Source organism: Nocardia crassostreae (genome assembly GCF_001613405.1).
In the GTDB taxonomy this organism is placed as follows: Bacteria; Actinomycetota; Actinomycetes; order Mycobacteriales; family Mycobacteriaceae; genus Nocardia; species Nocardia crassostreae.
In genome coordinates, this window is the sequence record NZ_BDCH01000014.1 from 217,606 (window position 1) to 243,445 (window position 25,840).

Consider the following 25,840-nt stretch of genomic DNA (forward strand, 5'->3'; position numbering starts at 1 on the left):
TCAGTTCCCTTCGAAGACCGGACGCCGTTTGCCCAGGAAAGCGTGGTAGGCGCGGCTGAAGTCCTCGGTCAGCATGCACAGCGCCTGGGCCTGCGGCTCGGACTCGATGGCCTGCTCGATGGTCATCGACCATTCCTGGTGCAGCATGGTTTTGGTCATGCCGTGAGCGAAGGTCGGTCCGTCCGCCAACCGGCGGGCCAGCGCGGCCGCCGCGTCCGACAGCAGTTCCGGTTCGGCGAGTTCATTGAAGAACCCCCACGCGTACCCTTCGTCGCCGCTCAGGACGCGGCCGGTGTAGAGCAGTTCGGCGGCGCGGCCCTGTCCGATGATGCGCGGCAGGATGGCGCACGCGCCCATATCGCATCCGGCCAGGCCGACGCGGGTGAACAGGAACGCGGTCGCACTGTGCGCGGTGCCGATCCGCAGATCGGCGGCCATGGCCAGAATGGCCCCCGCGCCCGCGCACACGCCGTCCACCGCGGCGATGACCGGCTGCGGGCAGGCGCGCATGGCCTTCACGAGATCGCCGGTCATGCGGGTGAACATGAGCAGATCGGGCGCGCGCAATCCGATGAGCGGGCCGATGATGTCGTGCACATCGCCGCCGGAGCTGAAGTTCTCGGCCGCGCCGTGCACCACGACCACCGAGACATCGGTGGCGGTGGCCAGACTGCGGAACAGATCCCGCAATTCGGCATAGGAATCGAAGGTGAGCGGGTTCTTGCGCTGCGGACGGTCCAGGGTGATGGTGCCGACGCCGTCGTCCACCCGCCAGCGGAAGTGTTCGGCGACATAGCCGGTCAGCGCGGTGCGATTGCCCGCGAGCAACGCGGGATGCGGATCAGTGGTCATGAGAGTCCTGGACGGTCGAGGGGGTGGCGTCGGGATCCGCGCCGGGGCTGCGAGCCAGATGGACGCGCAGTTTGCCCAGCAGTTCGAACAGCGTCTGCTCGTCGGCGGATCCGAATCCGGCGAACATCTCGGCCAGCCAGCGTTCGTGCTCGATGGCCATCTCGGTGAAACGGTTGCGGCCCAGCCGGGTCAGCCGCACCAGGGTGGCGCGCTTGTCGACGGGATCGGGGATGCGCTCGACCCACCCCTCGGTGACCAGTTGATCGGTGAGGCCGGTGACATTGCCGCCGGTGACCATGAGATAGCGCGAGAGCGCGCTCATGCGCAGGCCGCCGCGGTGGCGTTCGAGCTGGGCCAGATAGTCGAAGCGGGGCAGGGTGGTGGCGAAGCGGGTGCGCAGCCGGGTGCGGATCTCCTGCTCGATCTCATTGGTGGTGGCCAGCAGGCGCAGCCACAGGCGCACGTCGAGGTGATCGCCGGATGCCGCGCGGGCCTCCACGCCGATGCACTCGTCGGCGACGGAATGCTCGTGAGGGTCCGTCATGTCACATCACCTCTCCGCCGCTGACCGAAATCGCTTGGCCTGTCACCGATCTCGCGGCGGGTGAGCACAGCCAGGCCGTGGCTTCGGCCACTTCGTCCGGCTGGATCAATCGGCCCTGCGGGGTGTGCCGGGTGAATTCCGCGCGCGCCTGCTCGGCATCACGACCGGTGGCGGCCACGACATTCGCGACGCTGGCATCCAGGAGGTCGGTATCGGTGAATCCGGGGCAGATCGCATTGACGGTGATCGGCGTGCCCGCGAATTCGTGCGCCAGCGCCCGGGTCAGCCCGATGACGCCGTGTTTGGCCGCGGTGTAGGCGCAGACGTAGGAGTAGCCGTGCAGTCCGGCCGTGCTGGCAATGGTGACGACGCGGCCGTGGTCGGCGGCGAGCAGATCGGCCGCGGCGGCCCGGGCGCACAGGAAGGGCCCGGTGAGATTGACCGCCAGCATGCGCTGCCACAGCTCGTCGCTGGTGCGCCGTAGCGGCGCGCTGCCCGCCTGGCCCGCATTGTTGATCAGAATCTCAATGGGGCCGTGCGCTTCCCGGGCGGCGGCGAAGGCGGCGCGCACCGAGTCCGGATCGGTGACATCGCCCGCCACCGCCCGCGCCCGAGCCGAATCCGGCAGTAGCGCAGCGGTTTTCGTGGACGCCTCAAGATCGCGGGCCAGAATCGTGAGCCGCGCTCCGGCCTGTGCCAGCCGCTGTGCGATGGCCGCGCCGATGCCGCGGGAGCCGCCGGTGATGAGTGCGTGCCGCCCGGCCAGATCGCCGGTGCGCAGTGTCGTCATGCGCCCTCCTGAAGTGTGCGGCCCACGGTACGCCAAAAACTTCAGATGTAAAGTAAATTCGCCATTACCGCAGGGCTACAGGGGTTTTCATCTATCTCTCGAGCATCCGCGAAGGGTTGCACGACGGAAATATGTTGTTTTTGTGACGACAGCGACGAACAGGGCATACTCTGACCCGGCATCACCTCTCTGTTCTAGGGACTTCACCGTGGTTTCACCCCGTTCCGCCCAGTCGGCCATGACCGCTCCCGCGGCCTGGAATGGCCGCATCGTTCTCGCAATCTGCTTCACCGCCATTGTTTTCGACGGCTACGACCTGGTGGTCTTCGGATCCACCCTGCCGTCGATCCTCGCCTACGACCCGTGGGGTCTGACCAAATCCACCGCCGGGATGATCGGCTCGCTGGCCCTGGTCGGCATGCTGATCGGCACGCTGGCGGTGAGCGTGCTCACCGACCGGCTCGGCCGCCGCCGCATCATGCTGGCGAGCATCGGCTGGTTCTCGGTCCTCATGCTGCTCACCGCCGCCGCGCCCTCGCTGGAGATCTTCGCGCTGCTGCGCTTCCTCACCGGCATCGGGCTGGGCGGCGTCGTGCCCACCTGCGTCGCGCTGACGGTGGAGTTCGCACCCAAGAAGCACCGCCAGACCGCGAACGCGGTGATGTTCAGCGGCTACTCGGTCGGCGGCGTCGGCGCGGCCTCACTGGCGCTGCTCGTCCTGCCGCACTTCGACTTCCGCCTGATGTACGCGCTGGGCGGGCTCTCGCTCATCACGCTGCTGCCGATCGCCTGGAAGTACCTGCCCGAATCGGTGGCCTATCTGGCCCGCACCGGTCGCGTGGACGAGGCGCGCGCGACGGCCACGCGCTACGGACTGGTCTACTCCGACATCGTCGCCGAGGAGGACGAGACGCAGGAGCGGCCGCGGTCGAGTCTGTCCGCGCTGTTCAGCCGTCGCTGGATCGTGTCGTCGATCCTGTTCGCGCTCATCAACTTCTGCGGCCTGCTGCTGGTGTACGGCCTCAATACCTGGCTGCCGCAGATCATGCGGGAGGCCGGATTCGCGCTCGGCGCGGCGCTGACCTTCCTGTTGGTGTTCAATGCCGGGGCGATCGTCGGCGCCATCAGCGCCTCCACCATCGCGGACCGGATCGGGGCCAAACGGGTGGTGGTCACCTGCTTCCTGCTGGCCGCGGCGACCGTGCTGCTCATGAGCCTGAAGCTGCCCTACGGTCCCATGCTGGGCCTGGTCGCGCTCGCGGGACTGGGCTCCATCGGCACCCAGATCCTGGTCGGCGGCTACTGCTCGACGCACTACCCGCAGTCGCTGACCGCGACGGCGCTGAGCTTCTCGCTCGGCTTCGGCCGGATCGGGGCCATTACCGGACCGCTCATCGGCGGCTTCCTGATCGGGCTCGGTATGGGCTGGCAGCTGAACTTCTACGCCTTCGCCGCCTTCGCGGTGACGGCCTTCGCGGTGACGGCCTTCGCGGTGCCGCGCGGGCCGCGCTGGCGCGGTCAGCCCGCTCCGGCGATCACCTCGGCGGCGAATTCGTGCGCCGGTTCGGCGAGCTCCCTACGGAGTTCGCCGAACAGCCGCGCGGCCTGTTCCCCGTGCCAGTCGTCGGGCAGCAGTTCGATGGGAAGACCGGGATCGAGATAGGGCAGTTTGCGCCATGCGGTGAGCGCGCCGACGTATCGCGCGAAGGCGTCGCGAGCCGACGGGTGCGCCGTGGCCCCGCGCGTCCGCACGGGTGTGAATCGTTCGATGAACGCGCCGTACAGACCTTCCAGCTCCTCGAGATCCCACCAGTCGCGGACCTTGTCGCGCAGATTGCCGAATGCCAGATGGTCGCCCCGGAACAGTTCGACATAGCGATCCAGTTCCAGGCGTTCCAGCGTCCGGCGGGTCTCCTCGTGCAGATTCCCGGGCGCGACCCAGCATCCGGGCACCGCATTGCCGAAGCCCATGCGCGTCAACTGAGTTCGCAGCTTGTGGCGCTGATCGCGCTCGGCCTCGGGCACCGAGAACACCACCAGCAGCCAGCCGTCGGCCGCGGTGGCGCGCCGCCGCTCGAAGATCCGCACATCGCCCTCGCGCAGGATCTCCAGGGCGGCGGGGGAGAGCTCGTAGCCGACACCGTGAACGGTCTTCTTGCTCAGCAGGATTCCCCGGCGTTTGAGCCTGCTCACCGCGGCCCGGACGGCGGGCTCATCCACCTCGAGCTGCGCCATCAACCGGACCAGCGCCGAGACCGACAGCCAGTTCCCGCTCTCGCGGGCGTAGAGGCCGAACAGGGTGACGATGAGCTGGCGCGGCTGCGGTGTCGCCGCGTACTGCTTGGCCGGATCGGCGAGCGTTCGACTCATACGAGCACGATAACGGCGGTCGCCGAGCCGCCCCGCACCGGGATATTCCGAATCTGTTGCGACCGTCACGCAGACGAGATATTTTCGGAAGTACGTGCCGATCCGATCCGGATGCGGCGGCACCGGTGGGATATTCACCGGCTCCTCACATTTCGCTGACCACACCGTGGAGTAGCTCATGAAGATCGTCTGCATTGGCGGCGGCCCCGCCGGTCTGTATTTCGCGCTGCTGATGAAGCAACTCGACCCGGCCCACGACATCACGGTGATCGAACGCAATCGCGCCTACGACACCTTCGGCTGGGGCGTGGTCTTCTCCGACGCCACCATGGACGGCACACGCGAATGGGATCCGGTCACCGCCACGCGCATCGAGGACGCGTTCAGCCATTGGGACGACATCGAATTGCGCTTCAAGGGCCGCACCCTGCGCTCGGGCGGGCACGGATTCATCGGCATCGGCCGCAAGAAGCTGCTCAATATCCTGCAGGAACGCTGCGAAGAACTCGGCGTGCGACTGGAATTCGAGCGTGAGGTCGACTCCGACACCGAATTCCCGGACACCGATCTCATCATTGCCGGAGACGGCATCTCCTCCAAGATCCGCACACGGTACGCCGAGGTCTTCGAGCCCGATATCGTGGTGCGCCCCAACCGCTACATCTGGCTGGGCACCGACAAGCGCTACGACGCCTTCACCTTCGATTTCGCCAAGACCGAGCACGGCTGGTTCCAGGCGCACATCTACCAGTTCGACGCGAACACCTCGACCTTCATCGTCGAATGCCCCGAACAGGTCTGGCGCGCGCACGGCCTGGACACCGCCGACCAGGACGAGTCCATCGAGTTCTGCCAGCGCTTGTTCGCCGACAATCTCGACGGCCACAAACTCGACACCAATGCCCGGCACCTGCGCGGCTCGGCCTGGCTGAACTTCCAGCGCGTGAAGTGCGCGAAATGGTGGCTGCACAATGGCACGAGCCATGTCGTGCTCATGGGCGACGCCGTGCACACCGCGCACTTCGCCATCGGCTCGGGCACCAAACTGGCCTTGGAGGACGCCATCGAACTGGTCCGCCAGTTCCGCGCACACGGCGACGCGCCCGACGACCTGCCCGCCGTGCTGGAGCGGTATCAGGCGGTCCGGGAGATCGACGTCCTGCGGCTGCAGAACGCCGCCTGGAATGCCATGGAATGGTTCGAGGTCTGCTGCGAACGCTATTGCGACCAGCTCGAACCCGAGCAGTTCATGTACTCCATGCTCACCCGCAGCCAGCGCATCAGCCACGAGAATCTGCGGCTGCGTGACAAGGACTGGCTCGAGGGCTACGAACGCTGGTTCGACCGCCGGGCCGGGCTGGCCCGCACCGACGGCGAACCGGCCGTACCGCTCATGTTCACGCCCTACACCGTCCGTTCGGTGACGCTGAAGAACCGCGTCGTGGTCTCGCCGATGGCGCAGTACTCCGCCGTCGACGGCATGCCCGGCGACTTCCACCTGGTGCACTTGGGATCCTGCGCCCTCGGCGGCGCGGGCCTGGTGAGCACCGAAATGACCTGCGTGAGCCCGCACGGGCGGATCACCCCCAGCTGTCCCGGCCTCTATACCGATGAGCAGGGGCTGGCCTGGCAGCGGATCGTCGACTGGGTGCATGCCGAATCCGATGCGAAAATCGCCGTGCAACTGGGGCATTCGGGCGCGAAGGTCTCCACCCGGCGGGCCTGGGACGGCACCGACAAGCCCCTGGCCGACGAACCGAACTGGCCGCTGCTGTCCGCCTCGCCACAGCAGTACCTGCCCGGCGTGAGCCAATGGTCGCGGGCCATGACCCGCGCCGAGATGAACGCCGTCACCGCGGAATTCGCCGCCGCCGCCGCCGAGCGTGCGGCGCGGGCGGGCTTCGACTGGCTCGAACTGCATTGCGCCCACGGCTATCTGCTGTCGAGCTTCCTGTCCCCGCTGACCAATCGCCGTGCCGACGAATACGGTGGTGCGCTGGAGAACCGGTTGCGCTACCCGCTCGAGGTGTTCGACGCCGTTCGCGCGGTGTGGCCGCAGGATCGCCCGATATCGTTGCGCATCTCGGCGCACGACTGGGTCGAGGGCGGCATGACCCCCGCCGACGCCGTCCATATCGCCCGCGCCTTCGCCGCCGCCGGGGCCGATCTCATCGACTGCTCCTCCGGACAGGTGAGCAAGGACGAGCAACCGACCTTCGGCCGCATGTGGCAGACCCCCTTCGCGGACCGCATCCGCCAGGAAGCGGGAATCCCGACCATTGCCGTGGGCGCCATCTCCGAGGCCGATCACGTCAACAGCATTATCGCCGCCGGGCGCGCCGACCTCTGCGCCATAGCCCGCCCGCACCTGGCCAATCCGGCCTGGACCCTCACTGAGGCAGCCAAGATCGGCTACACCGATGTGGCCTGGCCCAAGCAATATTGGTCGGGCAAACGGCAGTTCGAGGCCAATGTGCAACGCGAACGGGCCGCCGCCGCGGCCCGGTGAGGAATCCCGGAAACCCTTGCGCGCCCGCGGACTTCAACTACGATGGAATGTAGTAGTTCAAGTCGGACCGGGGGGAACGCCATGAAGACCACTCGTCGGGGCAAGCGGACGCCGATGACATTGCGGGTGAGACCGGTCGACACGACCGGTCGGCCCAGTCGATTCGTGCGAGTCTGCGCGGCCATCTCCGCCCGCGTGCCGGGATTCGTCTCGCGGCACATTGCCTGGAAGCTCGATCCGCTGCTGCTGCGGCTCACGCGCGGCCGCCTGGCGACGACCTCGATCTTCCCGACCGGCCTGCTGGAGACCGAGGGAGCCAGGACGAGAGTGCAGCGGCACAATGCCATCATCTACATCGCCGACGGCGATGACGTCGTCATCGCGGCGTCCAACGCGGGCAGCGCGACCAACCCCGGTTGGTACTACAACCTGCTGGCCAATCCCGATGTGGTGTTCGGCGGAGCGCCGATGCGGGCGACCGTGGTCGACAACGAGACCGAGCGCCAACGACTCTGGGCCATCGCCGATCGGGTGTTCCCGGCGTATATCTCGTATCGCCGGGAAGCGGGCCGAGCCGGGCGCACCATCCCGCTCGTTCGACTGACCCGGCGTGCGGCGGGCTGACGGCGCTGGCGGTGTGGAGCTAGCCCAGGCCGAAGATCCGGGCGGCATTGTCGTGGCAGACCTGCCGCAGCCAATCGTCGCCCAGATCCAGGCGTTCCAGACCGTGGAGGGCATGCCCGTAGGGGTACGGGATATTCGGGAAGTCGCTGCCGAACAGGATGCGGTCGCCGAAATAGGCCAGGCGTTCGCGTTCGGCGCGCGGGAAGGGGTCGGCGGCTTCGAAGAAGTCGGTGAAGACCATGGTGGTGTCGAACAGGACACCCTCGTAACCCTGTGCGATGTTCAGGAATTCGGTGTACTCCGGCGCGCCCATATGGGCGATCATGAGCCGTAGGCGCGGGAATCGGCGCAGTAGGGCGGCGATCGGCTCCGGGCCGGTGAATGCGCCTGCGGCGGGGCCGGATCCGCAGTGGATGATGATCGGGATGCGGGCGTCCTCGAGCTGGCCCCACACCTTGGTGAGCAGCGGATCGCCCGGGTGGAAGTCGCCGACCTAGACGTGCACCTTGAAGATCCGGGCGCCCGCCTCGATGGCGGCCTCCACGTAACTGTCGGCGCCGTGCTCGGGGTAGAAGGTGGCGGTGTACAGGCAATCGGGGGTGCGGGCGGCGAAATCGGCGGCCCACTCGTTGAGCCAGGCCGCCATATCCGGTTTGTGGGGGTACACCAGGGAGGTGAAGGCCTGTACCCCGAAGCCGCGCAATGTCTTCAGGCGGGCCTGCTCCTCGTCGCGGTAGGTGATCGGCCATTCCCGGTCGCCGATGTGCGGCCCGGCCGAATCGAAGTACTCCCACACCTTGCGCATGACCTGTTCGGGCATGAAATGCGTATGGATGTCGATGATGCCGGGCAGGCCCAGGCGCTCCCGGAAGGCGGTGACGTACGCGTTGTCGGCCTCGTTCACCGTGCCGTCCGCCCTTCCCGTGCCGGATACACCGTGCGCGCGAAATCACCGACGCGGCTGATGAGCCGCTCGAAGAACTGATCCGGATCCGTGCCGATCACAATGTCGGCATTGGGTTCCCGGCCCCACATGCCCGCCCAGTCGGCGACCGTGGTGGCGCGGGTGATGGTCCCGGCCAGTTCCACGTCCACCGTGGCGGGGCGGGTGCGCGCCAACCCCGTGTCCAGGGCCACCGCCGCCGCGAACGGATCGTGCATGTGCGCCAGATAGCCCTGGTCGTAGAGCTGATGGAAATCGAAGTAGAAGCGGATCGCGTCGGTCAGATGCCGGATGATCGGATTGCTTGTCGCCGACCGGATCTCCGGCCCGTCGGCATCCGAGACCAGCTCCACCGGCATGCTGCCCGCCCGCTCGGCCAGCAGCGCCAGGTGTTTGGGCCGCATCTCGATGGTCTCGGTGATGTCGAGCGCGCAGACAATGGGCCGCCGATCCTGCGGTGCGGCCGAGAAGGCGTCGAACACCTCCTTGGCGGCCTCCGGATCGACGTGCACATTCCATTCGTTGGTGGGCGTGGTGTTGCCGGGATGGTTGAACGCCCCGCCCATGATGACCAGGCGCCGCAGCAGCCGGGGCAGTTCCGGCTCCAGCCGCAGCGCCAGCGCCAGATTGGTGAGCGGCCCGGTGCACAGTCCGACGATCTCGCCCGGATGTTCCCGCACCAGGTCCACCCACATCTGGGCCGCGGTCCGCTCCGACAGCTTCCGCTCCGAGGCGGGCAGCTCCGCGTACCCGATGCCCTGCGGCCCGTGCGTGTCCTCGGTCGTTCGCAATGGAATCGCCAGGGGCTCCAGGGCTCCCAGCGCCACCTCGATCTCGGGGGCCCGGCACACATCCAGCCAGGCCAGGTTGTTCGCCGCCACCGCCGGTGCGGGCACATTGCCCGCGGTGGCGGCGATGCCGATGATCTCGGCCTCGGGGGAGGCGAGCAGATAGAGCAGGGCCAGCGAATCGTCGATGCCGGTGTCGACGTCCATGATGATCTTCTGCGCCACGGTTCGAGCCTATCCGCACGCGGGATCAGTACGTCGGCAGGACGTAGTCCTCGGTCTTGTCCAGCATTTTCATCATGACCGGCTTCATGATCCGGGTGGTCATGAGCTTGCCGAGGAACTGCTCGGCCCGGACGCCGATCTCGGAGTTGGGCACCATCATCTTGATGCCGCCGCCCGGCAGCTCCCTGGCTTTGTCCAGGAACGGGGTGACCGCCGCCTCGGAGCGGGCCAGCGCGCCGGTGAGATCATCAGGGGTGGAAGCGATCTCGCCCGCGAGAATGTACGCGCCGACCAAGGCCATGGCGGTGCCCATACCGGTCATGGGGGACCCGCAGTACCCGGCATCGCCGAGCAGCGTGATCCGGCCGTTGGACAGCGTCGGCATATCCACGCGCTCGAGCTCGTCGAAGTAGAAGTCGGGCGTGGTCTCCATGGCCGCGAGCACCTCGGGGGCCTTCCAGCCGGAAGCGGCGAGCATGTCGCGGATCAGCCGCTTTTGCGCCTCGACATCACGGCGCAGTTCCGGCTTCTGGTCCATGCGCAGCGTGATGGTGGCCTTGGAGGTGGACGGATCCGCATCGGCGCGCAGGCCCACCGAGGCGCGCGGGCGGACATGGATGGTCATCCACCCGGGCTCGGTGTTCGGGGGAGTGGGCAGGGTGAAGAAGGACATGTACCCGCCGAGGTAGGTGGTGAACTGCTCCTCGGGACCGAAGGCCAGCTTGCGGGTGCCCGAGTGCAGGCCGTCCGCGCCGATCACCAGGTCGTAGCGCTCGCTGCGGCCGGAGGCGAACACCACGTCGACACCGGTCTCGTCCTGGTCGAGGGATTCGATCCAGCCGCCGTAGCGGTAGTCCAGACGCTCCGCGACGGAACGAAGTTCGTTCAGCAGCACCTCGTTGAGGTCACCGCGGGTGATCTCGATCTCGGCGACCGCGCCCTTGCCGTCGAACATCTCCGCGGGCATGCGGTAGATATCGCGGCCGTCGCGGTCGACCAGGTTCATGCCGAGCTCGTGCAGCTGGTACTTGCGGATGCCCTCCATCAGGCCCATGCGCTCGGCCACCTCGCGGCTGGGTCCGCGCAGGTCGACGGCCTGTCCGCCCGGTCGCGGACCCTCGGCCCGCTCGACTACGGTGGTCGCGATCCCGGCGCGGAGCAGTTGCAGCGCAACGGCATTCCCGGCGACGAGGACGCGGAGGTTGGTGAAGGTGTTCATCTGGATCTCCTGGGTGGGGAAGAACGTCTGTCTAAGACATATGTCTAACGGACCCTCGCACGATTGTCTAGAACAAATGTCTAAGACGTTGGTAGAGTGGGGTCATGGGAAACCGAGAAGACCTGTTGACGGGAGCACGTAAAGCAATCCTCGAACGCGGCCTGGCCAAGGTCACCGCACGCGATATCGCCAAGGCCGCCGGGGTCAGCCTGGCCGCCATCGGCTACCACTTCGGCTCCAAGGACCGGCTCGTCACCGAGGCGGTGACCACGGGTCTGGGCAGCATGATCGGCGACGATATGGATGCCGCCATCAGGGCCGCGGGGGAGGGGCGCACCCTCGGCGATTCGTTGCCGGAGACCTGGAACGGCCTGACCGACGTGGTGTTCCGGCACCGTGAGAACTTGATGCTGAGCATTGAGAACGGCATTCAGATCGCCCGCGACCCGGAATCGCAGAGCTTCATGGTCGAAGTGACCGCCGAGGCGTACAACGACCTCGCGACCGTCGTGGGCGAAGCCCACCCGGAGCTGTCCGCCACCGAGGCGCGGGCGGTCGGCAAGCTGTTCTACGTCCTGTTCCAGGGCATGGCCATGCAGGCCCTCATCGCACCGGCCGCCGAACCGCTCGATGGCGACGACCTGGAGCGCGCGGTCGGCGCGATCCGGGGCGGCTGACTACTCACGCGGTATGCGCCGCAATCGCGTCAGCGCGATGACGGCGAGCAACAGCGCCGCCGTGGCCGCGATGGCCGAGGTCAGGTGCATACCGGTGAGGAAGGCCTGTTTGGCCGATTCGGCCACCGCCGCGCCCAGCTTGCCCGGCAGGGCATTGGCGATTTCCATTGCCGCGCCGAGGGTGTCGCGCGCGGTATCGGCGTCGTCGTCGCGCAGGCCGTAGGGCAGGGTGGTGGCCAACTGGCCCCGATAGATGGCGATGCTGATACTGCCGAGAATCGAGATCCCCAGCGCGCCACCGAACTCCGCGCCGGTCTCGGATAATCCGGAGGCGGCCCCGGCCTGTTGGGGCGGCGCCGTGCCGACAATGAGCTCGGTGGTGATTCCGAAGACCGGCGCCAGCCCGAACGCCACCAGCAGCGAGGCGATAATGGTCAGCCCCACCCCGCCCTGCGCGGTGATCCGGGTGAGCACCAGCAGACCCAACCCGGCCATGGCCATCCCGCCGCCCAGGATGTACGCGGGCCGGATGATCCGCGCGATGCGCGGGCCCAGCTGCGAGCCGATCATGAAGCCCAGACCCGCCGGGATGGTGCAGATTCCGGCCTCCAGCGGCGACATGCCCAGGACGAGCTGGAAATACTGGCCGACGAACAGGAAGTACCCGAATGCCACGAAGATCGACACCAGATTGATGGCCAGCGCCGTGCGGAAACTGCCCAGCCGGAACAGGCGTAGATCCAGCATGGGTTCGCTGGCCGTGAGCTGTCGCCGCACGAACGCCCCGCCCACGATCAACCCGGCCGCGAGCGCGCCCAGCGCCGCCGAACCCGGACCGTCCTGGGCGAACTTCTTCATACTGAACACCACAAGCAGCACCGCGCCCGTGCACATGGCCGCGCTGATGAGATCGAGGCGTCAGGCCTCGGGATCGCGATATTCGGGCAGCACCCGCGGCGCGAGGATCAGCAGCAGCACCATGACCGGGACGGCGAGCAGGAATACCGCGCCCCACCAGAAGTTCTGCAGCATGATCCCGCCCGCGAGCGGGCCGATCGAACCGCCCACCGAGTAGGAGCCCACCCAGACGCCCACGGCGATGGAACGCTGCGCCGGATCGCGAAACATGGTGAATATCAACGACAGTGTGGACGGCGCGAGAGTCGCGCCCGCCACGCCCAGCAGGGCGCGGCAGCCGATGAGCACCGGGGCCGAGGGCGCGAAGGCGGCGATTATCGAGACCAGGGCGAACGCCCCTGCCCCCGCCATGAGTAGTCGCCTGCGCCCGATCCGGTCGCCGATGGTTCCCATGGTGAGCAGCAGCCCGGCCACCAGGAATCCGTAAACGTCGATGATCCACAGCAATTGGGAGCTGCTGGGGCGCAGTTCGGCGCTGATCTGCGGTACGGCCAGGTGCAGGACGGTGAGATCCATCGAGTACACCAGACAGGCGAGCGCGAGCACCGCCAATCCAGTCCACTCCCGCCTGCCAACCTTGATCGAACCCGTCGTTGAGGCGGCTGTCAGCAGGGGGGCTGGTGTGTCCACGATGACGTCCTCCATCCGCACCGGCAACTATCGCTGGCAATAACGATGTCGGTTTCAGGATCCCATCTATTAACGACACAAAAAGCAGTTCTACGAAGGTAATTCGCACAATTCGCGGATGTGTTTGCGAGTGTGCGTGCAGCCGGTTGTATACACCGTCGAGACTATTCCGAACTGTCTGGTCGGTCATGCCAGCGCGGAACGTCCCCGCCATAGGCCGGAGCTGGCCGCGGATAGTCCGTATACGCGGTGAATGCGGGCGCGGCGGTGGTCACGATCCCGTGCGTGCGTGTGTATTCCGGGCCCGGCACCCGCGGCTGCGGATGTCCGGGTGTGCGCCCCGGGGCCGTGAGCAGCCAGGATGCGGTGCGTGCCAGCGCAACTCGTACATCTCGCCCGAATCCGTCGTCCTCGCGCGCGAGCAGCGCGTCGAGCACGCCCGCGGCGAGCAGATATCCGCTGGCATGGTCGAGGGCCTGCGCAGGCAGCGCCCCGACGGGCGTGGGCTCACCCGCGGATCCGGGCCGCGCCTCGATCAACGATATTCCCGAGGCGGCCTGGACAATGCTGTCGAAACCGCGCCTATCGCCCCACGGACCGTGCTCACCCCATGCCGAAACACGGCCGTGCACAATTCCTGGCCGAATTTTGTCGGCGGCCCGCACCAGGTGATCGAGAGAGCCTGGACGGTAACCCGTGATCAATACATCGGCGTTACTCAGCAGTTCCTCTATATGAACTGTTTCGATATGAAAATCCGACAATACGGAACGCTTGCCCTGACAGGTATCGAGGTACTGCCATTCGATTTCCGGCAATCCCGGCGGATCGATACGCAATACCTCCGCACCCAGCATGGCCAGCGCCCGGGTGGCTACCGGTCCGGCGATGACCCGTGTCATATCAAGTACCCGCACGCCGCGCAATGGCAGCATGCCCGTTGCGGCAGAGCGGGATTCGGCCGGGCCCGCTCCGGTGCGGCGCTCGATGGTAACCAGGGGCCCGTCGCCGGCGGCCTTACCCTGCGGACTCGCCGCCCACTCGGCCTCGGTGCGCACCCGCGCGGCGATCGCACCCGATTCCGCGGCGCGATCCTCGATTTCCTGCGCGGTGAGCTCGGCCATTCGGGCAACAACGGCATTACGGCCGGAATCGGCGGGTAATTCGAGAATCGTCAACAGGCGGGCGCGATGATGCGAATAGTTTGCGTGCGTACGCACAATGCCGTCCGCAGTCGGGAAAAAGCCCGACAGCTCTGCGAATATATTCGGCTGCGCGCCATCGAGGCGAAACAGTTTCTCACTCGAGAAAGCCGCCGCCACGCGGGCCGGGTCCGGCGTCGCACCGAGCGGCGCCAGCCCGCGCGCGACGCGCAACCGATCGGCCGCCCGCGCGAAGCCCGCCACCGCACCGCCCGACAGGGCCCATACCGGCAGTGTCGCAGCCAGATACGCGCCGGGATCGACGGCGGGCATACTCGATCCGGTGATCCCGATACCGGACTCGTACGCGCGGACCAGATCTGCGTAGGTAGCCACGCGTCCGACCCTAATCTCGAAGCGAATCCGTAAGGAGAATCCACCGTATGGCAAATCTCACCGGTACCGCCTGGCTGCGCGAACTGCGCCCGGATCCCGCCCCGCGCACCGTGCTCGTCTGCCTGCCGCCCGGCGGCGGCTCCGCGACCGCATACCGGTCGCTGGCGCAGCGATTCGGCGCGGGCACAGCCGTATTCGCGGTGCAGTACCCGGGCCGCCAGGACCGGCTCGCCGAGCCGTCGGTGCCGGTGCTGACCGAACTCGCCGCGCGCATCGCCCAGGAGCTGCTGCGCTGGCCCGCCGCCACCCCGCTGGCGTTGTTCGGCCACAGCATGGGCGCCACCGTCGCCTACGAGACCGCCCGTGCCCTCGAAGGGGCGGGCCGCGAGCTGAAGCACCTGATCGTTTCCGGTCGCCCCGCACCGGCTTTCGCCGAACCGGGCCGCTTGCATCTGGGCTCCGACGACGGGCTCATCGGTCAGCTCGAGCTGCTGTCCAACGATCCGTCCTCGGTGGCGATTCTGCGCGCCGAGCCGAGCCTGGCCGAACTGGTCCTGCCGCCGTTGCGCAACGACTACCGGGCGGTCGAGACCTACCGATACCAGCCGGGGGAGCCGCTGCGCTGTCCCATCACGACTTTCGTGAGCACCGAGGATCCCACGACCTCGATCGCGCAGGCGGGGGAGTGGAGCGACTACACCACCGCCGGATTCGAGACGGCTACCTTCCCCGGCGGCCACTTCTACCTCGACCTGCCCGAGAATCAGCCCGCCTTGGCCGCGGCCATCGCCCGCCGCCTCGACAGCACGAACAGCCCCATCCAGGACACCAGCACCGCGACCACGACCAACACCCGCATCAACCCCAGCGCACTCTCCGGATAGATCACGCCCGTGAGGTAGTGGTCGATGAACCCGCTGGGCGGCAATCCGGCCTGCCCAGCCCGGTGCCGCGCCCAATCCTCCACATACGTGAGCGGGCAGTCGTATCCGAACAGCACCGTCGAGAACCCCCCACCCGAACGCCACCAGATGCAGCCAGATGGTGCGCGGCCACCGCCAGGCAATGAACCCGCCCACCACCACATACGCCACGAAGGCGAAATGCACGCCCGCGGTGAGATCGGCGAGCAGCCGGTAGATCATGCCTCCAGGATAGGAGCGCCATTGCCGAGCGGGCAGTGCATGAACCGCACATGCGATTCGAATCCGGACATGCTCGCCTCGGCATTGTCGAAGATCGGGATATCGGTGAACCCCAGCGAGAGATAGAGCCGTTGCGCCGCGGCCATGAATCTGCCGGTCTCCAGCCGCGCGGTCCGAAACCCGAGGTCGGTCGCATCGGCGATCAGCTGCTCCAGCATGGCCCGGGCAATGCCCGCCCCGCGCGCGCCGGGCCGCACATACATCCGCTTGATCTCGGCGGTGTCGGCATCGACGGGTTCGAGCGCGCACACCCCGACCGCATCCCCGCCGGTAGAGGCCACCAGCAACCGCCCGCGCGCCCCGAGCAACTCCGGCAGCTTCGCCCGGAAACTCCGGCTGTGATGCCCGACCGCGGCGGTCCGGTCGTCGAATTCCGCACCGCGCTCGGCCAATTCGTCCAGACACCAGCGCACGTACTCGTCCAGCAGCGGCTCGACGATCCGATAGGCCCGCTCCGCTGGCGCGGTGAGCCGCACGAGCGTGAAACCGGTGAGGTCGGGTTCTGTGAGTGGCATGTCGTGCAGATACGACCGCAACCGATATCAGCTTCGATCTATCAGACGATGGACATACCGATATGCACATCTACGCATGCAATGCGTCAGCATATCGCAGACATGAGAGCGGGGGAGTGGTCTTGCCAAAGCGGCCTGGGCTGAGAGGGGAGTGGCGCCCCGGAGCGACGAAACCATCTCGCCTAGTGGGTTTTTGGTGCAACAACACGGTCAGGCTCCGAATCTTGACCATATTTCATACCAGTAAGGGCATATGCGCATCTAACTATGTGTATCCTCAAACCAGAAAACTCAGCACAACCCACCTCACCTTCAAAAAACAACAAAAGAGGGAACAGAGGGTGCCCGTCCCCTCGGTTGTGGGGTGCTTTACCAGTTGGAGGGTTCGTAGTCCTTGAGGAAGACGCCGAACAGGTCGTCACCGGCTTCGCCGCGGACAATGGGGTCGTAGACGCGGGCGGCGCCGTCGACCAGGTCGAGCGGGGCGTGGAAGCCTTCTTCGGCCAGGCGGATCTTGGTGTAGTGCGGCCGCTCGTCGGTGATCCATCCGGTGTCGACAGCAGTCATGAGAATGCTGTCTGTCTCGTACATTTCGCGGGCGCTGGTGCGGGTGAGCATGTTCAGCGCGGCCTTGGCCATATTGGTATGCGGATGGCCGGGCCCCTTGTAGCCGCGAGCGAATACGCCTTCCATGGCGGTGACGTTGACGACGTACTTGCGGCGGGCGGGTGCGGCGGCCATGGCGGCGCGCAGCCGCGAGATGAGGATGAACGGTGCGGTGGAGTTGCACAGCTGCACTTCGAGCAGTTCGGTGGCATCGACTTCGCCCACGGCCTGCACCCAGCTGTTGGTGTGCGCGAGGTCGGGCACGAGCCCTCCGGCGTCGATGGCCACGCCCTGCGAAATGCGTTCGGGTGTCGCCGATCCCGCCACCAAGGCCTGTTCGGTGATATCGGCGGCGGTCAGGGTGGGCGCGAGGGAGGCGGTGAGCGCCGTGGTATGCTCCTGCATGGTCTTGCCGAAGGTGATGACATCGGGCAGTTCGCCCGCGGGCAGCGGTCCGTTCTCGGCCTCGACGAGCGCGCTGTACGCGCCCGGGGAGCGCCGCACGGTCTGCGCGGCATTGTTGATCAGAATATCGAGCGGCCCCTGCGCCGCGATGTCGTCGGCGAGCGCCACTACCTGGGCGGGATCTCGCAGATCGATTCCCACGATCCGCAGTCGATGCAACCAATCGGCACTGTCGGGCTGTGCCGCGAACCGTCGAATCGCGTCATTGGGAAAGCGCGTGGTGATCGTCGTGTGCGCCCCATCCCGCAAGAGCCGCAACGCGATATACATCCCGATCTTGGCCCGCCCCCCGGTCAGCAGTGCCCGCCGCCCACTGAGATCGGTCCGCGCATCCCGCTTCCCATGACTCTTGCCCGCGCACTCCGGGCAGAGCTGGTGATAGAAGGCATCCACGCGCGTATAGCGCTGCTTGCAGATGTAGCACGGCCGTGGCCGCAACAACTCCCCGGCGCTTCCGCTCTCGGTGCTCGAGCTGATCTGAATCCCGGCCGTCTCGTCATCGATCCGATTGGGCGACCCGGTAGCCGTGGCCGCGATGACAGCCTTGTCGGCCTCGGAAATCGCGTCCCGAGCCTCGACCCGCCGCCGCTGCTTGAACTTTTTGAACATATGGCTGACGGACCGCTGTACGGTCACCGAATCCGGATGCCCCTTGTCCAACTCCCCGGCCTGCTCGAGCACCCGCAGGCAGATAGCCAACTCGTTGGGGTCGATACCGCCCCCAACGCTCTCGCTGGCCGCGTTTTCGATCGGGTACGCCGTGGTGCTGTTCTCGGCCATCGGGGTGTGCGGTGATCCTTCGTGCGGGGGTGGTTGACCCGACCATTGTCGCATCGTGCGTGTACGCCACCTGCGGCGGCACTACACGACGATGACGGAATCGGTGAGCGCCGAAAGAGTCGTATCGGGACGCGCGGGGCGGGAGAGCGGATCGAGGTTTGTTCCGTGGTAGCGTCGATCTCGGGGATCGAAGTGTGTGCCGGAATGTGTGTAATCCGTTATCCGAGTGCGTATTTGACCTGATCGAGGGGTGCGGCGACGAATGACCATCCGCAAGGCCGTTATCGCCGCCGCCGGGCTCGGAACCCGCATGTATCCCATCACGAAGACCATCGACAAGGCGATGCTCCCCCTGGGGAATCGACCGGCGATCGATTACGTCATCCGTGAATGCGCCCGCGCCGGTGTGGAGCAGATCGGCATCGTGGTCCGCAAGGGCAGCGCACAGATCCAACACTATTACGGCTGCGATATGGACTTGCGTGCCCTGCTGGCCGTGCGTGGCTGGGACGAGAAGGCGGCCGCGCTGGATGAGACCGCGACGGTGCCGGATCTGGTGTTCCTCGAGCAGTCGCTGGAGTCGGACTACGGCACGGCGGTTCCGGTCCGGCTCGCCCGCGAGTTCGTGGGCGAGGACAGGTTCTTCTTCGTCTCGAGTGACGACTTGCTCGCGGACGAGCCGGGTGTATCGACGCTCGCCGACCTGGCCGCGCTGGCCGGTGACGGTTACGGCCTGGTAGGTCAGCCGATGGCCCCGGCGAACTCGAGCCGCTACGGAGTTCTCGACACGAGAACGGTCGACGGTGCGCTGGTCCTGCGCGGAATCACGGAGAAGTCGCCTGACGTGCCCGATGAGACCGAACTACCGCTGATCAATATCAGCAGATATGTGTTCGGCCCCGACTTCTACGAGGTGTTGTCCTCGATCAGCGCGGATCCCGCCTCGGGCGAGCTTCGCCTCACCGATGCTCTCGACGCGGTCCTCCGCTCGGACTCGCCCGCTTTCCGCGTGCACCCCTCCCGCGGCCGCTATTTCGACCTCGGCCGCGTGGAGGGCCTGGTCGCCGCGGTCAATCACTTCGCCGGTGCGGAACGGGATTTCGAGGACTCCCGGGGATCGGCGCTGGCGCCCACGCGCTAATTGTCGGCGTGGGCGCCGGTACCGGTCACAGGCGTGCGGGTGCCGAGATGCCGAGCAGGTCCAGGCCGTGTGCCAGGGTGCGGGCGGTGAGCTGACAGGCCGCGATGCGGTTGCCGCACACTGGTTCGGGGGCGGTCAGGACCGGGCAGGTGTCGTAGAAGGCGGTGAATGCTCGTGCCAGGTCGTAGAGGTAGTTGGCCAGGCGGTGTGGTTCGAGGGTGTGGTTGATGTCGGTCAGGACTGTGGCGTAGTTGTTGAGTTCGAGCACCAGGGTGCGCTCGGCGGTGTCGAGTTCGGCCGAGGTGTCGACGTGGGTGTGGGCGGGTTCGCCGACCTTGCGCAGGATCGACCGGATGCGGGCGTGTGCGTATTGCAGGTACACGCCGGTGTTTCCGTTGAACGCGGTCATGCGTTCGGTGTCGAACATGTAGTCCTTGATGCGGCTGGTGGACAGGTCGGCGTATTTGACGGCGCCGCTTCCGGCTTGCTCGGCGATGGCATCGAGGTCCTCGGCGGGCAGGTCCGGATTCTTTTCGGCGACGACGGCGCGGGCGGCGGCGACGGCGCGGGCGGCGGCGACCGCGTCGTCGAGCAGGTCCATCAGGCGCACGGTGCCGCCCGCGCGGGTTTTGAAGGGTTTGCCGTCCGGGCCGAGGATGGTGCCGTAGCTGACGTGGTGGACGGCGACGGCGTCGGTCAGCCACCCGGCGCGGCGGGCCGCTTCGAAGATGAGCCGGAAGTGCAGGGCTTGGCGGGAATCGGTGACGTAGAGCAGGCGGTCGGGACGCAGGGTGGTGATCCGGTAGCGGATGGTGGCCAGGTCGGTGCTATCGTAGCCGTAGCCGCCGTCGCTTTTGCGGACCATGAGGACGGCCGGGGTGTTGTCGGGTCCGGTGACCTGCTCAGAGAGCACGACGACGGCGCCGTCGCTGTCGACGGCCACCGCGGTGTCGAGTAGTTCGGTGGTGGTGTCGGCGAGCATGGGGTTGTAGAACGATTCGCCGATGTAGTCGTCGGGGGTGAGAAGGACCCCGAGTCGTTGATAGATGGCGCCGAACGCTTTTTCGGATTCGCCGACGATATCGCGCCAGCGGGCGACGGTGTGCGGGTCTCCGCTCTGCAGGGCGACGACGCGGGTGCGGGCGCGATCGGCGAAGCCGGGGTCGGTGTCGAATCGTGCGCGGGCGGCTTTGTAGAGCCCGTCGAGTGCGGACACCGTCGATTCGGTGCCGATATCGTCTGTGTGCCAGCGTTGTTCGGGGTGCTCGTCGATGTATTCGATGAGCATTCCGAACTGGGTGCCCCAGTCGCCGAGGTGGTTGGCGCGCAGGACGTCGGCGCCGAGGAAGCCGAGGATGCGGGCGAGGCTGTCGTCGATGATCGTGGTCCGCAAATGGCCGACGTGCATTTCCTTGGCCACATTGGGTGCGGAGTAGTCGACGATGATTCGTTGCCCCTGCGCGGGCGTACCCACGCCGAGCCGGGGATCGTGGAGGCGTGCGGCGAGCTGTGCCCAGATCGCCGCGTCGGTGGCCGTGATGTTGAGGAAGCCGGGCCCCGAGGACACCACCTCGGCGATGACGGAATCCCCGGTGCGGGAGGCGAGTTCGTCGGCGAGTTCGGTGGCCAACTGTGTCGGTGGCACGCCGGTCTGCTGTGCCAGGGGCAGGACGGCGTTGGATTGGAAGTCGGCTCGATCCGAGCGGCGTACCACCGGGTCCGGCCCCGCCAGGTGCGGGCGGACTCGCCCGATCGCGTCCGATACTGCGGTGGCGACGGTGTCGAGTAGCGGTACGACGGGAGCGGGGCCCACCTCGAGGTCCTTTCATCGGAGATCGGATGGTTCAGTATCGCAGTGCCCGCCAGTGGTTTTCGGTGCGGTCGGGGGTTATTCGGTGGTGGCGCTGGCGGGTTGGAGGGCGTCGGCGTCGGTGGTGCGGCCGAGTTCGCGGGCGCGTTCGGCTAGGTGGGTGAGGAGGGTGGGTGGGGTTTCGTCGCGGACTTGGTGGAGGGCGTTCCAGACCGTGTCGGGGGTGTCGGGGGTGAGGGCGGAGAGGAAGTCTTCGAGGTCGGGCATGGTGTCGATGGTCTCGAGGACGCGGGCGCGGCCGGTCTTCTCTTGGGATAGGGCGATGTCGACGAGGGTGTGGATGTTGGCGCTGCGGGAGGCGGTGTGGAGGGCCGCGAGGAGGTGGTCGCGGGTGAGGGCGCCGATGTGGGAGGCGAGGACGGGTTTGGTTGCGTCGGGGAGGGCGTCGACCAGGGGGAGGGCCTGGGACCAGAGTTCGTGTTCGGCGGTGGTGGTGATGACGGTGTGGAGGACGTCGGGGTCGGACATGATGGGCAGGGCGGCCAGGTGGCGGCGTTGGTCGTCGGTCATGGCGAGGGCTATGGGGATCATGGCGTCCCATAGTCCGGCGGTGTCGGCGTCGTGGATGAGTTCGGTGAGGCGGGCGTCGGTTTGGTTTCCGACGCGGGCGGCGACGAGGGTCAGGGCCTCGGGGGGTAGGTGGGCGGCGAGGGGGAGCAGGTCGAGCCATTGGCCGCCGTCGAGGGCGGTGTCCATGATGGCGGCGAGGACCGGTTCGGTGTGGACGGCGGGGCGTTCGGCGAACAGGCGCAGGCTGTCGGGGCTCATGGCGCCGGTGATGGGGAGCAGGGTGGCCCAGGCGTCGAGGTCGTGGACGTTGGCGATGATGGCGTCGAGGACGTCGGCGCCGAGTCCGGCGGTGATATCGCCGATCCAGGCGCGGTTGTGGGGTGCGATGGAGTCGAGCAGGTCGATGCCTTCGGCCCACATGTGCTGTTCGGCGGCGGCGCGGATGACTCCGGGGACGCGGTCGGCCACGATGTGCAGGACGTTGTCGATGGCGGATTTGTCTTCGAGCAGGAAGGCGATGCGCAGCAGGTCGACGTCGCTCATGATCGGCGCGGCGGCGCGAAGGGCGGGTTCGGGGACGACGTGCACGAAGCGGCCCATGGTGATGTGGTCGCCGTGGCGCAGGAGTTCGCGGGCGACGTCGGCGACCATGGCGGGCGGTACCGCGGCGATGATGGCGGCGGTGCGGCGCGGGTCGAGTTGGACGGCGCAGTCGGCGAGGAAGCGTGCGGGCAGGGCTTTGGCGATGTCGATGGCGCGGTGCGGGTCGACGGTGCTGGCGGTGGCGGCGCACAGGACGGGTCCGAAGGCGCGTTCGGCGACCTTGGCGCTGATGGCGACCGGTACCAGTTTGCTTGCTGCGGCAACGCCTTTGAGGCGTTTGGCGTCGCGGTCGAAGAGCAGGTCGGTGGCGCGTTCGCGGAATTGGCGGATGGCGGCGGGTGGCAGGTCGACGAGGAAGTCGAGTTCGGTGGCGTCGGTGATGCCGAGCAGGCGCGCGAGTTTGGTGGTTTCGGCGACGGCTACGAGGTGTTCGCTCACAGGCCCAGTGCTTTCTTGACGGCCGGGCGCATGAGGCGCGGCACGAAGTCGAGGGAGGTGCCGATGGCGGCGTCGAGGTTGTCGGCGCGGCGGGCCAGGGCGACCTGCAGGAGGCGGTCGAGTTCTCTCAGGTCCGCGTCGGTGAGCCGGTCGAAGGCGTCGGGGAGCGGGGCCTGCAGGGTGGTGGTGAGCTGGCGTGCGGCGTCGGTCATCGGCGTCCTTCCGGGTTGTGGGCACCGGTGCGTACCGGCGGTACGGTTACCGATACTGGCAGTACGGTCGAGGCGAAATCGATCCCGGTCGGTTGACCTTGTGTGTGGCATGTGTCACGCGGCGAACCGGGATCGGTGTGGGTGTGCGCGAGGGGTATCGGCCGTACCGGCGGTACGTATACACTCCGGCTGTGGCTCGTACCAGTGCCGGACCGGCTGTCAGGACCGTGGTGACCCGCGACGACATCGTGGACGCGGCCATTCGGGTGATCGATCGCGACGGCTCGCGCCCGAGCATGGACGACATCGCGCGCGAGGCCCGCATCACCAAACCGCGGCTGTATCGGCAGTTCGCCGACAAGGGTGATCTGTTCACCGAGATCGCCGCGCGGATGTCGCGGCTGGCCTTCGCGGCGGCCGGGACGGATATGACGCTCATGCTGGCGCCGCCGCGGGTGGCGTTGCGGCGGGTGTTCGGGCAGTACGCGCAGGGAATCCTGGAGCACCCCAACGTTTTCCGGTATTTGGGCCAGGCGCCGTCGGTGCAGCGGTCGGGGGTGTTGCAGTTCGATCTGGGCCGCGATGCCGCGCGGCGGCTGACCAAGATGGCGCGGCAGGTCGCCGAGGCGGTGCCCCTGGACGTGTCGGGCATCGACTATTTCTCGCGCGCGGTGATCGGGGTGGTGGTGGCCATCACCGATCTGTGGCTGGCCGATTCCGACACCCCGACTCCGGACCAGACCGCCGAATTCGTCGACCAGGCCACCGAACTGGTGTGGGGTCTGATGGATGGTTTCCTGCGCCGCCAGGGCATCGAGGCCGATCCGGACACGCCGATCTTCACCACCCTCGCCGAGGTCAACCAGGCCCGGTCGGGCGAGCACTGAGACTTTGTTGACACTTCGCCAATAGCCGTGCACGCTAGTCACGAGGCGCGCGAGCGCACGGTTTGGACGCGAAGGAACTATCGATGACACGCCCCGCATGGAGCGACGACGAGGTCGAGGCGGTTCGTGGTCTGGCGACCACTTTCTTCGAGAAGGAGGTGATCCCGCACGAGGAGAAGTTCATCGCCCAGGGCCATCCCGACCGCGCCCTGTACCGGCGCGCCGGTGAACTGGGCCTGCTGTGCGCGGCCATCCCGGCCGAATACGGCGGTGGCGGCGGTACATTCGCGCACGAGGCCGCCATCATCGAGGCCCAGACCCACGCCGGGGACGGCGCGCTGGGCATGTCGGTGCACCCCTCGATCATCGCCCCCTACATCCACCAGTTCGGGTCCGAGGAGCTCAAGGCGCGGGTGCTGCCCAAGGCGGCCAGCGGGGAGATGCTGCTCTCCATCGGCATGACCGAACCCGGCACCGGCTCGGATCTGCAGAACATCAAGACCCGCGCGGTGCGCGAGGGCGACGAGTACATCATCACCGGCCAGAAGATCTTCATCTCCAACGGCTGGCTGTGCGACGGCATCATCATCGCCGCCAAGACCGACTCCAGCCAGGGCGCGGCCGGTATCTCGCTGATCTTCGCCGAGGTCTCCGACGAGACGCCGGGATTCCCACGTGGCCGCATCCTGTCCAAGATCGGCGGCAAGGGCCAGGACACCGCCGAGCTGTTCTTCGACGGCGTGCGCGTGCCCGCCTCGAATCTGCTGGGGCAGGCCGAGGGCCAGGGCTTCTATCAGATGATGCAGATGCTGGCCCAGGAACGCCTGGTCACCGCGATCCTGGCGGTGGCCATGATTGAGAAGGCGGTGCAGCTGACCGTCGACTACACCAAGGGCCGCGAAGCGTTCGGCAAACCGCTGTTCGCCATGCAGAACACGCGTTTCGAGCTCGCCGAGTGCGCCACCATCGCCAAGGTCGCGCGCGTATTCCTCGACGACTGCATCAGCAAGCACCTGCGCGGTGAGCTCGACATTCCCGCCGCCGCGATGTCGAAGTACTGGTTGACCGACCAACTCGGTAATGTGGTGGATCGCTGCCTGCAACTGTTCGGCGGCTACGGATACATGACCGAATACCCGATTTCCCAGTTGTACACCGGCGCCCGGGTTCTGCGGATCCTCGCGGGCGCCAACGAGGTGATGAAGGACCTCATTGCCCGCTCACTCTGACACCACGATCGAGCCGACCCCCACCGGCGGCGCCGCACCCGGCGCTGCCGAGCCTGACGCGCCGTCGCGGCGGCGTCGGCTCGAACCCGACGAACGCCGCGCGCAAATCCTGGCCTGCGCCATCGAGATGTTCGGCGAACGTCCCTATGCCGCCGTGTCCACGGCCGAGTTGGCCCAGCGGGCCGGGGTGGCGCGCGGCCTGATCAACCACTACTTCGGCAATAAACGCGACCTCTACCTGGCGGTCGTGCGCCGCATGGTGACCCTGCCGCGGCCGGCCCACATGGTGGTGCCCACCACCGGCACCACCCGCGAACGCATCGACGCCAGCGTGTCGTGGCTGCTGGACACCCTCGGCGAGCACGGCACCACCTGGGTGAAGGTCACCGGCCTGGAAGGCATCGGCGACGACCCGGAGGTGCAGCGCATCCTCGACGAGGCCGACGATGCCGCCGCCGAACGCGTCGTCCAGATGGTCGGCCTCGGCGATTCGCTGCACAGCGCCGAACTGCGGGCCCTGGTCCGCTGTTACGGCGGCCTGGTGAAGGCCGCGGGCCGGGAATGGATCGTGCGCGGCAGCCTCGACCGCCCGCAGGTCCACGACCTGCTGTGCGACACGCTCACCACGCTAATCACCGAATCGTTCCCGAAAGTGAACGGCAGCAACTGAATCCGGCGCGCAGCGGCCCGGTTACCTGTTTCGGGGAGGCCACCGGGCCGCTGCCGGATCGGTGCGGACATCACCCTGTCGC

At 67.2% G+C, this 25,840-nt stretch carries 20 protein-coding genes and 4 pseudogenes; 9 read left to right on the forward strand and 15 right to left on the reverse strand.

What is annotated here, in order from left to right; translation table 11 throughout:
• The 3 genes from NC4_RS13605 to NC4_RS13615 are packed head-to-tail and all read right to left on the reverse strand — an operon-like array spanning nt 1 to nt 2,186.
• A complete protein-coding gene (locus NC4_RS13605; protein ID WP_067537287.1) occupies nt 1–852 on the reverse strand; it encodes an enoyl-CoA hydratase family protein in 852 nt (283 codons plus the stop codon).
• Nucleotides 842–1,396 carry a MarR family winged helix-turn-helix transcriptional regulator gene (locus tag NC4_RS13610; protein ID WP_067537290.1) on the reverse strand — a complete coding sequence of 185 codons (555 nt, stop codon included), beginning with the start codon at nt 1,394–1,396 and terminating at the stop codon, nt 842–844. Before NC4_RS13610 ends, NC4_RS13605 begins: the two co-directional genes overlap by 11 nt.
• A gap of 1 nt (nt 1,397) precedes the next feature.
• On the reverse strand, nt 1,398–2,186 hold the full coding sequence (locus NC4_RS13615; RefSeq protein WP_174566848.1) for an SDR family NAD(P)-dependent oxidoreductase: 789 nt from the start codon (nt 2,184–2,186) through the stop codon (nt 1,398–1,400).
• A 238-nt stretch (nt 2,187–2,424) separates the two neighbouring features.
• Between NC4_RS13615 and NC4_RS42530 the strand changes: the two are divergent.
• Nucleotides 2,425–3,672: pseudogene (locus NC4_RS42530) on the forward strand (MFS transporter); the annotation flags it as partial.
• A gap of 32 nt (nt 3,673–3,704) precedes the next feature.
• Here NC4_RS42530 and NC4_RS40180 read toward each other — a convergent pair.
• A complete protein-coding gene (locus NC4_RS40180) occupies nt 3,705–4,556 on the reverse strand; it encodes a PaaX family transcriptional regulator (RefSeq protein WP_067538020.1) in 852 nt (283 codons plus the stop codon).
• 178 nt (nt 4,557–4,734) lie between these two features.
• Here NC4_RS40180 and NC4_RS13625 point away from each other — a divergent pair, with 178 nt between their 5' ends.
• Nucleotides 4,735–7,065 (forward strand): bifunctional salicylyl-CoA 5-hydroxylase/oxidoreductase, encoded by a 2,331-nt coding sequence (locus NC4_RS13625; protein ID WP_067537292.1) that lies wholly within the window; start codon nt 4,735–4,737, stop codon nt 7,063–7,065.
• An 81-nt stretch (nt 7,066–7,146) separates the two neighbouring features.
• Entirely contained in the window at nt 7,147–7,689 is a 543-nt protein-coding gene (locus NC4_RS13630) for a nitroreductase/quinone reductase family protein (RefSeq protein WP_169814793.1), read from the forward strand.
• Between the two features lie 19 nt (nt 7,690–7,708).
• Here the strand turns inward: NC4_RS13630 and NC4_RS13635 are convergent.
• From NC4_RS13635 to NC4_RS13645, 3 genes and pseudogenes are all read right to left on the reverse strand, one after another.
• A pseudogene (locus NC4_RS13635) lies at nt 7,709–8,509 on the reverse strand (amidohydrolase family protein).
• 80 nt (nt 8,510–8,589) lie between these two features.
• Nucleotides 8,590–9,627 (reverse strand): nucleoside hydrolase, encoded by a 1,038-nt coding sequence (locus tag NC4_RS13640; protein WP_067538024.1) that lies wholly within the window; start codon nt 9,625–9,627, stop codon nt 8,590–8,592.
• Between the two features lie 43 nt (nt 9,628–9,670).
• Nucleotides 9,671–10,864, reverse strand: a complete 1,194-nt coding sequence (locus NC4_RS13645; protein WP_067537295.1) for an FAD-dependent monooxygenase — start codon at nt 10,862–10,864, stop codon at nt 9,671–9,673.
• Between the two features lie 104 nt (nt 10,865–10,968).
• Between NC4_RS13645 and NC4_RS13650 the strand changes: the two genes are divergently transcribed.
• Nucleotides 10,969–11,541, forward strand: a complete 573-nt coding sequence (locus tag NC4_RS13650; RefSeq protein ID WP_067537298.1) for a TetR/AcrR family transcriptional regulator — start codon at nt 10,969–10,971, stop codon at nt 11,539–11,541.
• On the opposite strand, the pseudogene NC4_RS44595 reads toward NC4_RS13650, so the two are convergent.
• Both NC4_RS44595 and NC4_RS13660 read right to left on the reverse strand, forming a co-directional pair.
• Nucleotides 11,542–13,104: pseudogene (locus NC4_RS44595) on the reverse strand (MFS transporter). It lies immediately after the preceding gene.
• A 149-nt stretch (nt 13,105–13,253) separates the two neighbouring features.
• Nucleotides 13,254–14,564 (reverse strand): CoA transferase, encoded by a 1,311-nt coding sequence (locus tag NC4_RS13660; protein ID WP_067538027.1) that lies wholly within the window; start codon nt 14,562–14,564, stop codon nt 13,254–13,256.
• Nucleotides 14,565–14,674: 110 nt separating this feature from the next.
• Between NC4_RS13660 and NC4_RS13665 the strand changes: the two genes are divergently transcribed.
• Complete coding sequence (locus NC4_RS13665; protein WP_067537300.1) at nt 14,675–15,511, forward strand: thioesterase II family protein; 837 nt, start codon at nt 14,675–14,677, stop codon at nt 15,509–15,511.
• Here NC4_RS13665 and NC4_RS42545 read toward each other — a convergent pair.
• The 3 genes and pseudogenes from NC4_RS42545 to NC4_RS13675 all read right to left on the reverse strand — a co-directional run.
• Nucleotides 15,403–15,772 (reverse strand): annotated as a pseudogene (locus tag NC4_RS42545) (DUF2784 domain-containing protein); the annotation flags it as partial. The gene NC4_RS13665 and the pseudogene NC4_RS42545 overlap by 109 nt on opposite strands.
• Nucleotides 15,769–16,347: a GNAT family N-acetyltransferase gene (locus tag NC4_RS38970; protein ID WP_084529124.1), complete on the reverse strand. Its 579-nt coding sequence runs from the start codon at nt 16,345–16,347 to the stop codon at nt 15,769–15,771. The pseudogene NC4_RS42545 and the gene NC4_RS38970, both read right to left, overlap by 4 nt.
• Nucleotides 16,348–16,716: 369 nt before the next feature.
• Entirely contained in the window at nt 16,717–18,198 is a 1,482-nt protein-coding gene (locus NC4_RS13675; protein ID WP_084529034.1) for an SDR family NAD(P)-dependent oxidoreductase, read from the reverse strand.
• Between the two features lie 262 nt (nt 18,199–18,460).
• On the opposite strand from NC4_RS13675, the gene NC4_RS13680 reads away from it, so the two are divergent.
• Nucleotides 18,461–19,339, forward strand: coding sequence for a sugar phosphate nucleotidyltransferase (locus NC4_RS13680; protein WP_067537303.1), 879 nt, complete (start codon nt 18,461–18,463; stop codon nt 19,337–19,339).
• Nucleotides 19,340–19,364: 25 nt separating this feature from the next.
• Here the strand turns inward: NC4_RS13680 and argS are convergent, their stop codons facing one another.
• The 3 genes from argS to NC4_RS13695 all read right to left on the reverse strand — a co-directional run bounded on the left by argS (nt 19,365) and on the right by NC4_RS13695 (nt 22,972).
• Nucleotides 19,365–21,152 (reverse strand): arginine--tRNA ligase, encoded by a 1,788-nt coding sequence (gene argS, locus NC4_RS13685; RefSeq protein WP_067537304.1) that lies wholly within the window; start codon nt 21,150–21,152, stop codon nt 19,365–19,367.
• Between the two features lie 75 nt (nt 21,153–21,227).
• Nucleotides 21,228–22,760 (reverse strand): hypothetical protein, encoded by a 1,533-nt coding sequence (locus tag NC4_RS13690; protein WP_067537308.1) that lies wholly within the window; start codon nt 22,758–22,760, stop codon nt 21,228–21,230.
• Nucleotides 22,757–22,972 carry a hypothetical protein gene (locus tag NC4_RS13695; RefSeq protein WP_067537311.1) on the reverse strand — a complete coding sequence of 72 codons (216 nt, stop codon included), beginning with the start codon at nt 22,970–22,972 and terminating at the stop codon, nt 22,757–22,759. The genes NC4_RS13690 and NC4_RS13695 overlap by 4 nt, the downstream gene beginning before the upstream one ends.
• Before the next feature lie 191 nt (nt 22,973–23,163).
• Between NC4_RS13695 and NC4_RS13700 the strand changes: the two genes are divergently transcribed.
• The 3 genes from NC4_RS13700 to NC4_RS13710 all read left to right on the forward strand — a co-directional run bounded on the left by NC4_RS13700 (nt 23,164) and on the right by NC4_RS13710 (nt 25,758).
• Nucleotides 23,164–23,859, forward strand: a complete 696-nt coding sequence (locus tag NC4_RS13700) for a TetR/AcrR family transcriptional regulator (RefSeq protein ID WP_067538036.1) — start codon at nt 23,164–23,166, stop codon at nt 23,857–23,859.
• Between the two features lie 83 nt (nt 23,860–23,942).
• The gene (locus NC4_RS13705; protein ID WP_067537314.1) at nt 23,943–25,088 is read left to right on the forward strand and encodes an acyl-CoA dehydrogenase family protein; all 1,146 of its coding nucleotides are present in this window, start codon (nt 23,943–23,945) and stop codon (nt 25,086–25,088) included.
• Entirely contained in the window at nt 25,072–25,758 is a 687-nt protein-coding gene (locus tag NC4_RS13710; RefSeq protein ID WP_084529036.1) for a TetR/AcrR family transcriptional regulator, read from the forward strand. The genes NC4_RS13705 and NC4_RS13710 overlap by 17 nt, the downstream gene beginning before the upstream one ends.
• Nucleotides 25,759–25,840 lie beyond the last annotated feature (82 nt).

Coding starts and splice junctions, on each gene's coding strand:
- NC4_RS13645 (WP_067537295.1), bottom strand. CDS start 10,864: ATGAACACCTTCACCAACCTCCGCGTCCTCGTCGCCGGGAATGCCGTT.
- NC4_RS40180 (WP_067538020.1), bottom strand. CDS start 4,556: ATGAGTCGAACGCTCGCCGATCCGGCCAAGCAGTACGCGGCGACACCG.
- NC4_RS13615 (WP_174566848.1), bottom strand. CDS start 2,186: ATGACGACACTGCGCACCGGCGATCTGGCCGGGCGGCACGCACTCATC.
- NC4_RS13705 (WP_067537314.1), top strand. CDS start 23,943: ATGACACGCCCCGCATGGAGCGACGACGAGGTCGAGGCGGTTCGTGGT.
- NC4_RS13605 (WP_067537287.1), bottom strand. CDS start 852: ATGACCACTGATCCGCATCCCGCGTTGCTCGCGGGCAATCGCACCGCG.
- NC4_RS13695 (WP_067537311.1), bottom strand. CDS start 22,972: ATGACCGACGCCGCACGCCAGCTCACCACCACCCTGCAGGCCCCGCTC.
- NC4_RS13680 (WP_067537303.1), top strand. CDS start 18,461: ATGACCATCCGCAAGGCCGTTATCGCCGCCGCCGGGCTCGGAACCCGC.
- NC4_RS13660 (WP_067538027.1), bottom strand. CDS start 14,564: ATGCCCGCCGTCGATCCCGGCGCGTATCTGGCTGCGACACTGCCGGTA.
- NC4_RS13650 (WP_067537298.1), top strand. CDS start 10,969: ATGGGAAACCGAGAAGACCTGTTGACGGGAGCACGTAAAGCAATCCTC.
- NC4_RS38970 (WP_084529124.1), bottom strand. CDS start 16,347: ATGCCACTCACAGAACCCGACCTCACCGGTTTCACGCTCGTGCGGCTC.
- NC4_RS13665 (WP_067537300.1), top strand. CDS start 14,675: ATGGCAAATCTCACCGGTACCGCCTGGCTGCGCGAACTGCGCCCGGAT.
- NC4_RS13630 (WP_169814793.1), top strand. CDS start 7,147: ATGAAGACCACTCGTCGGGGCAAGCGGACGCCGATGACATTGCGGGTG.
- NC4_RS13640 (WP_067538024.1), bottom strand. CDS start 9,627: ATGGACGTCGACACCGGCATCGACGATTCGCTGGCCCTGCTCTATCTG.
- NC4_RS13625 (WP_067537292.1), top strand. CDS start 4,735: ATGAAGATCGTCTGCATTGGCGGCGGCCCCGCCGGTCTGTATTTCGCG.
- NC4_RS13610 (WP_067537290.1), bottom strand. CDS start 1,396: ATGACGGACCCTCACGAGCATTCCGTCGCCGACGAGTGCATCGGCGTG.
- NC4_RS13675 (WP_084529034.1), bottom strand. CDS start 18,198: ATGGCCGAGAACAGCACCACGGCGTACCCGATCGAAAACGCGGCCAGC.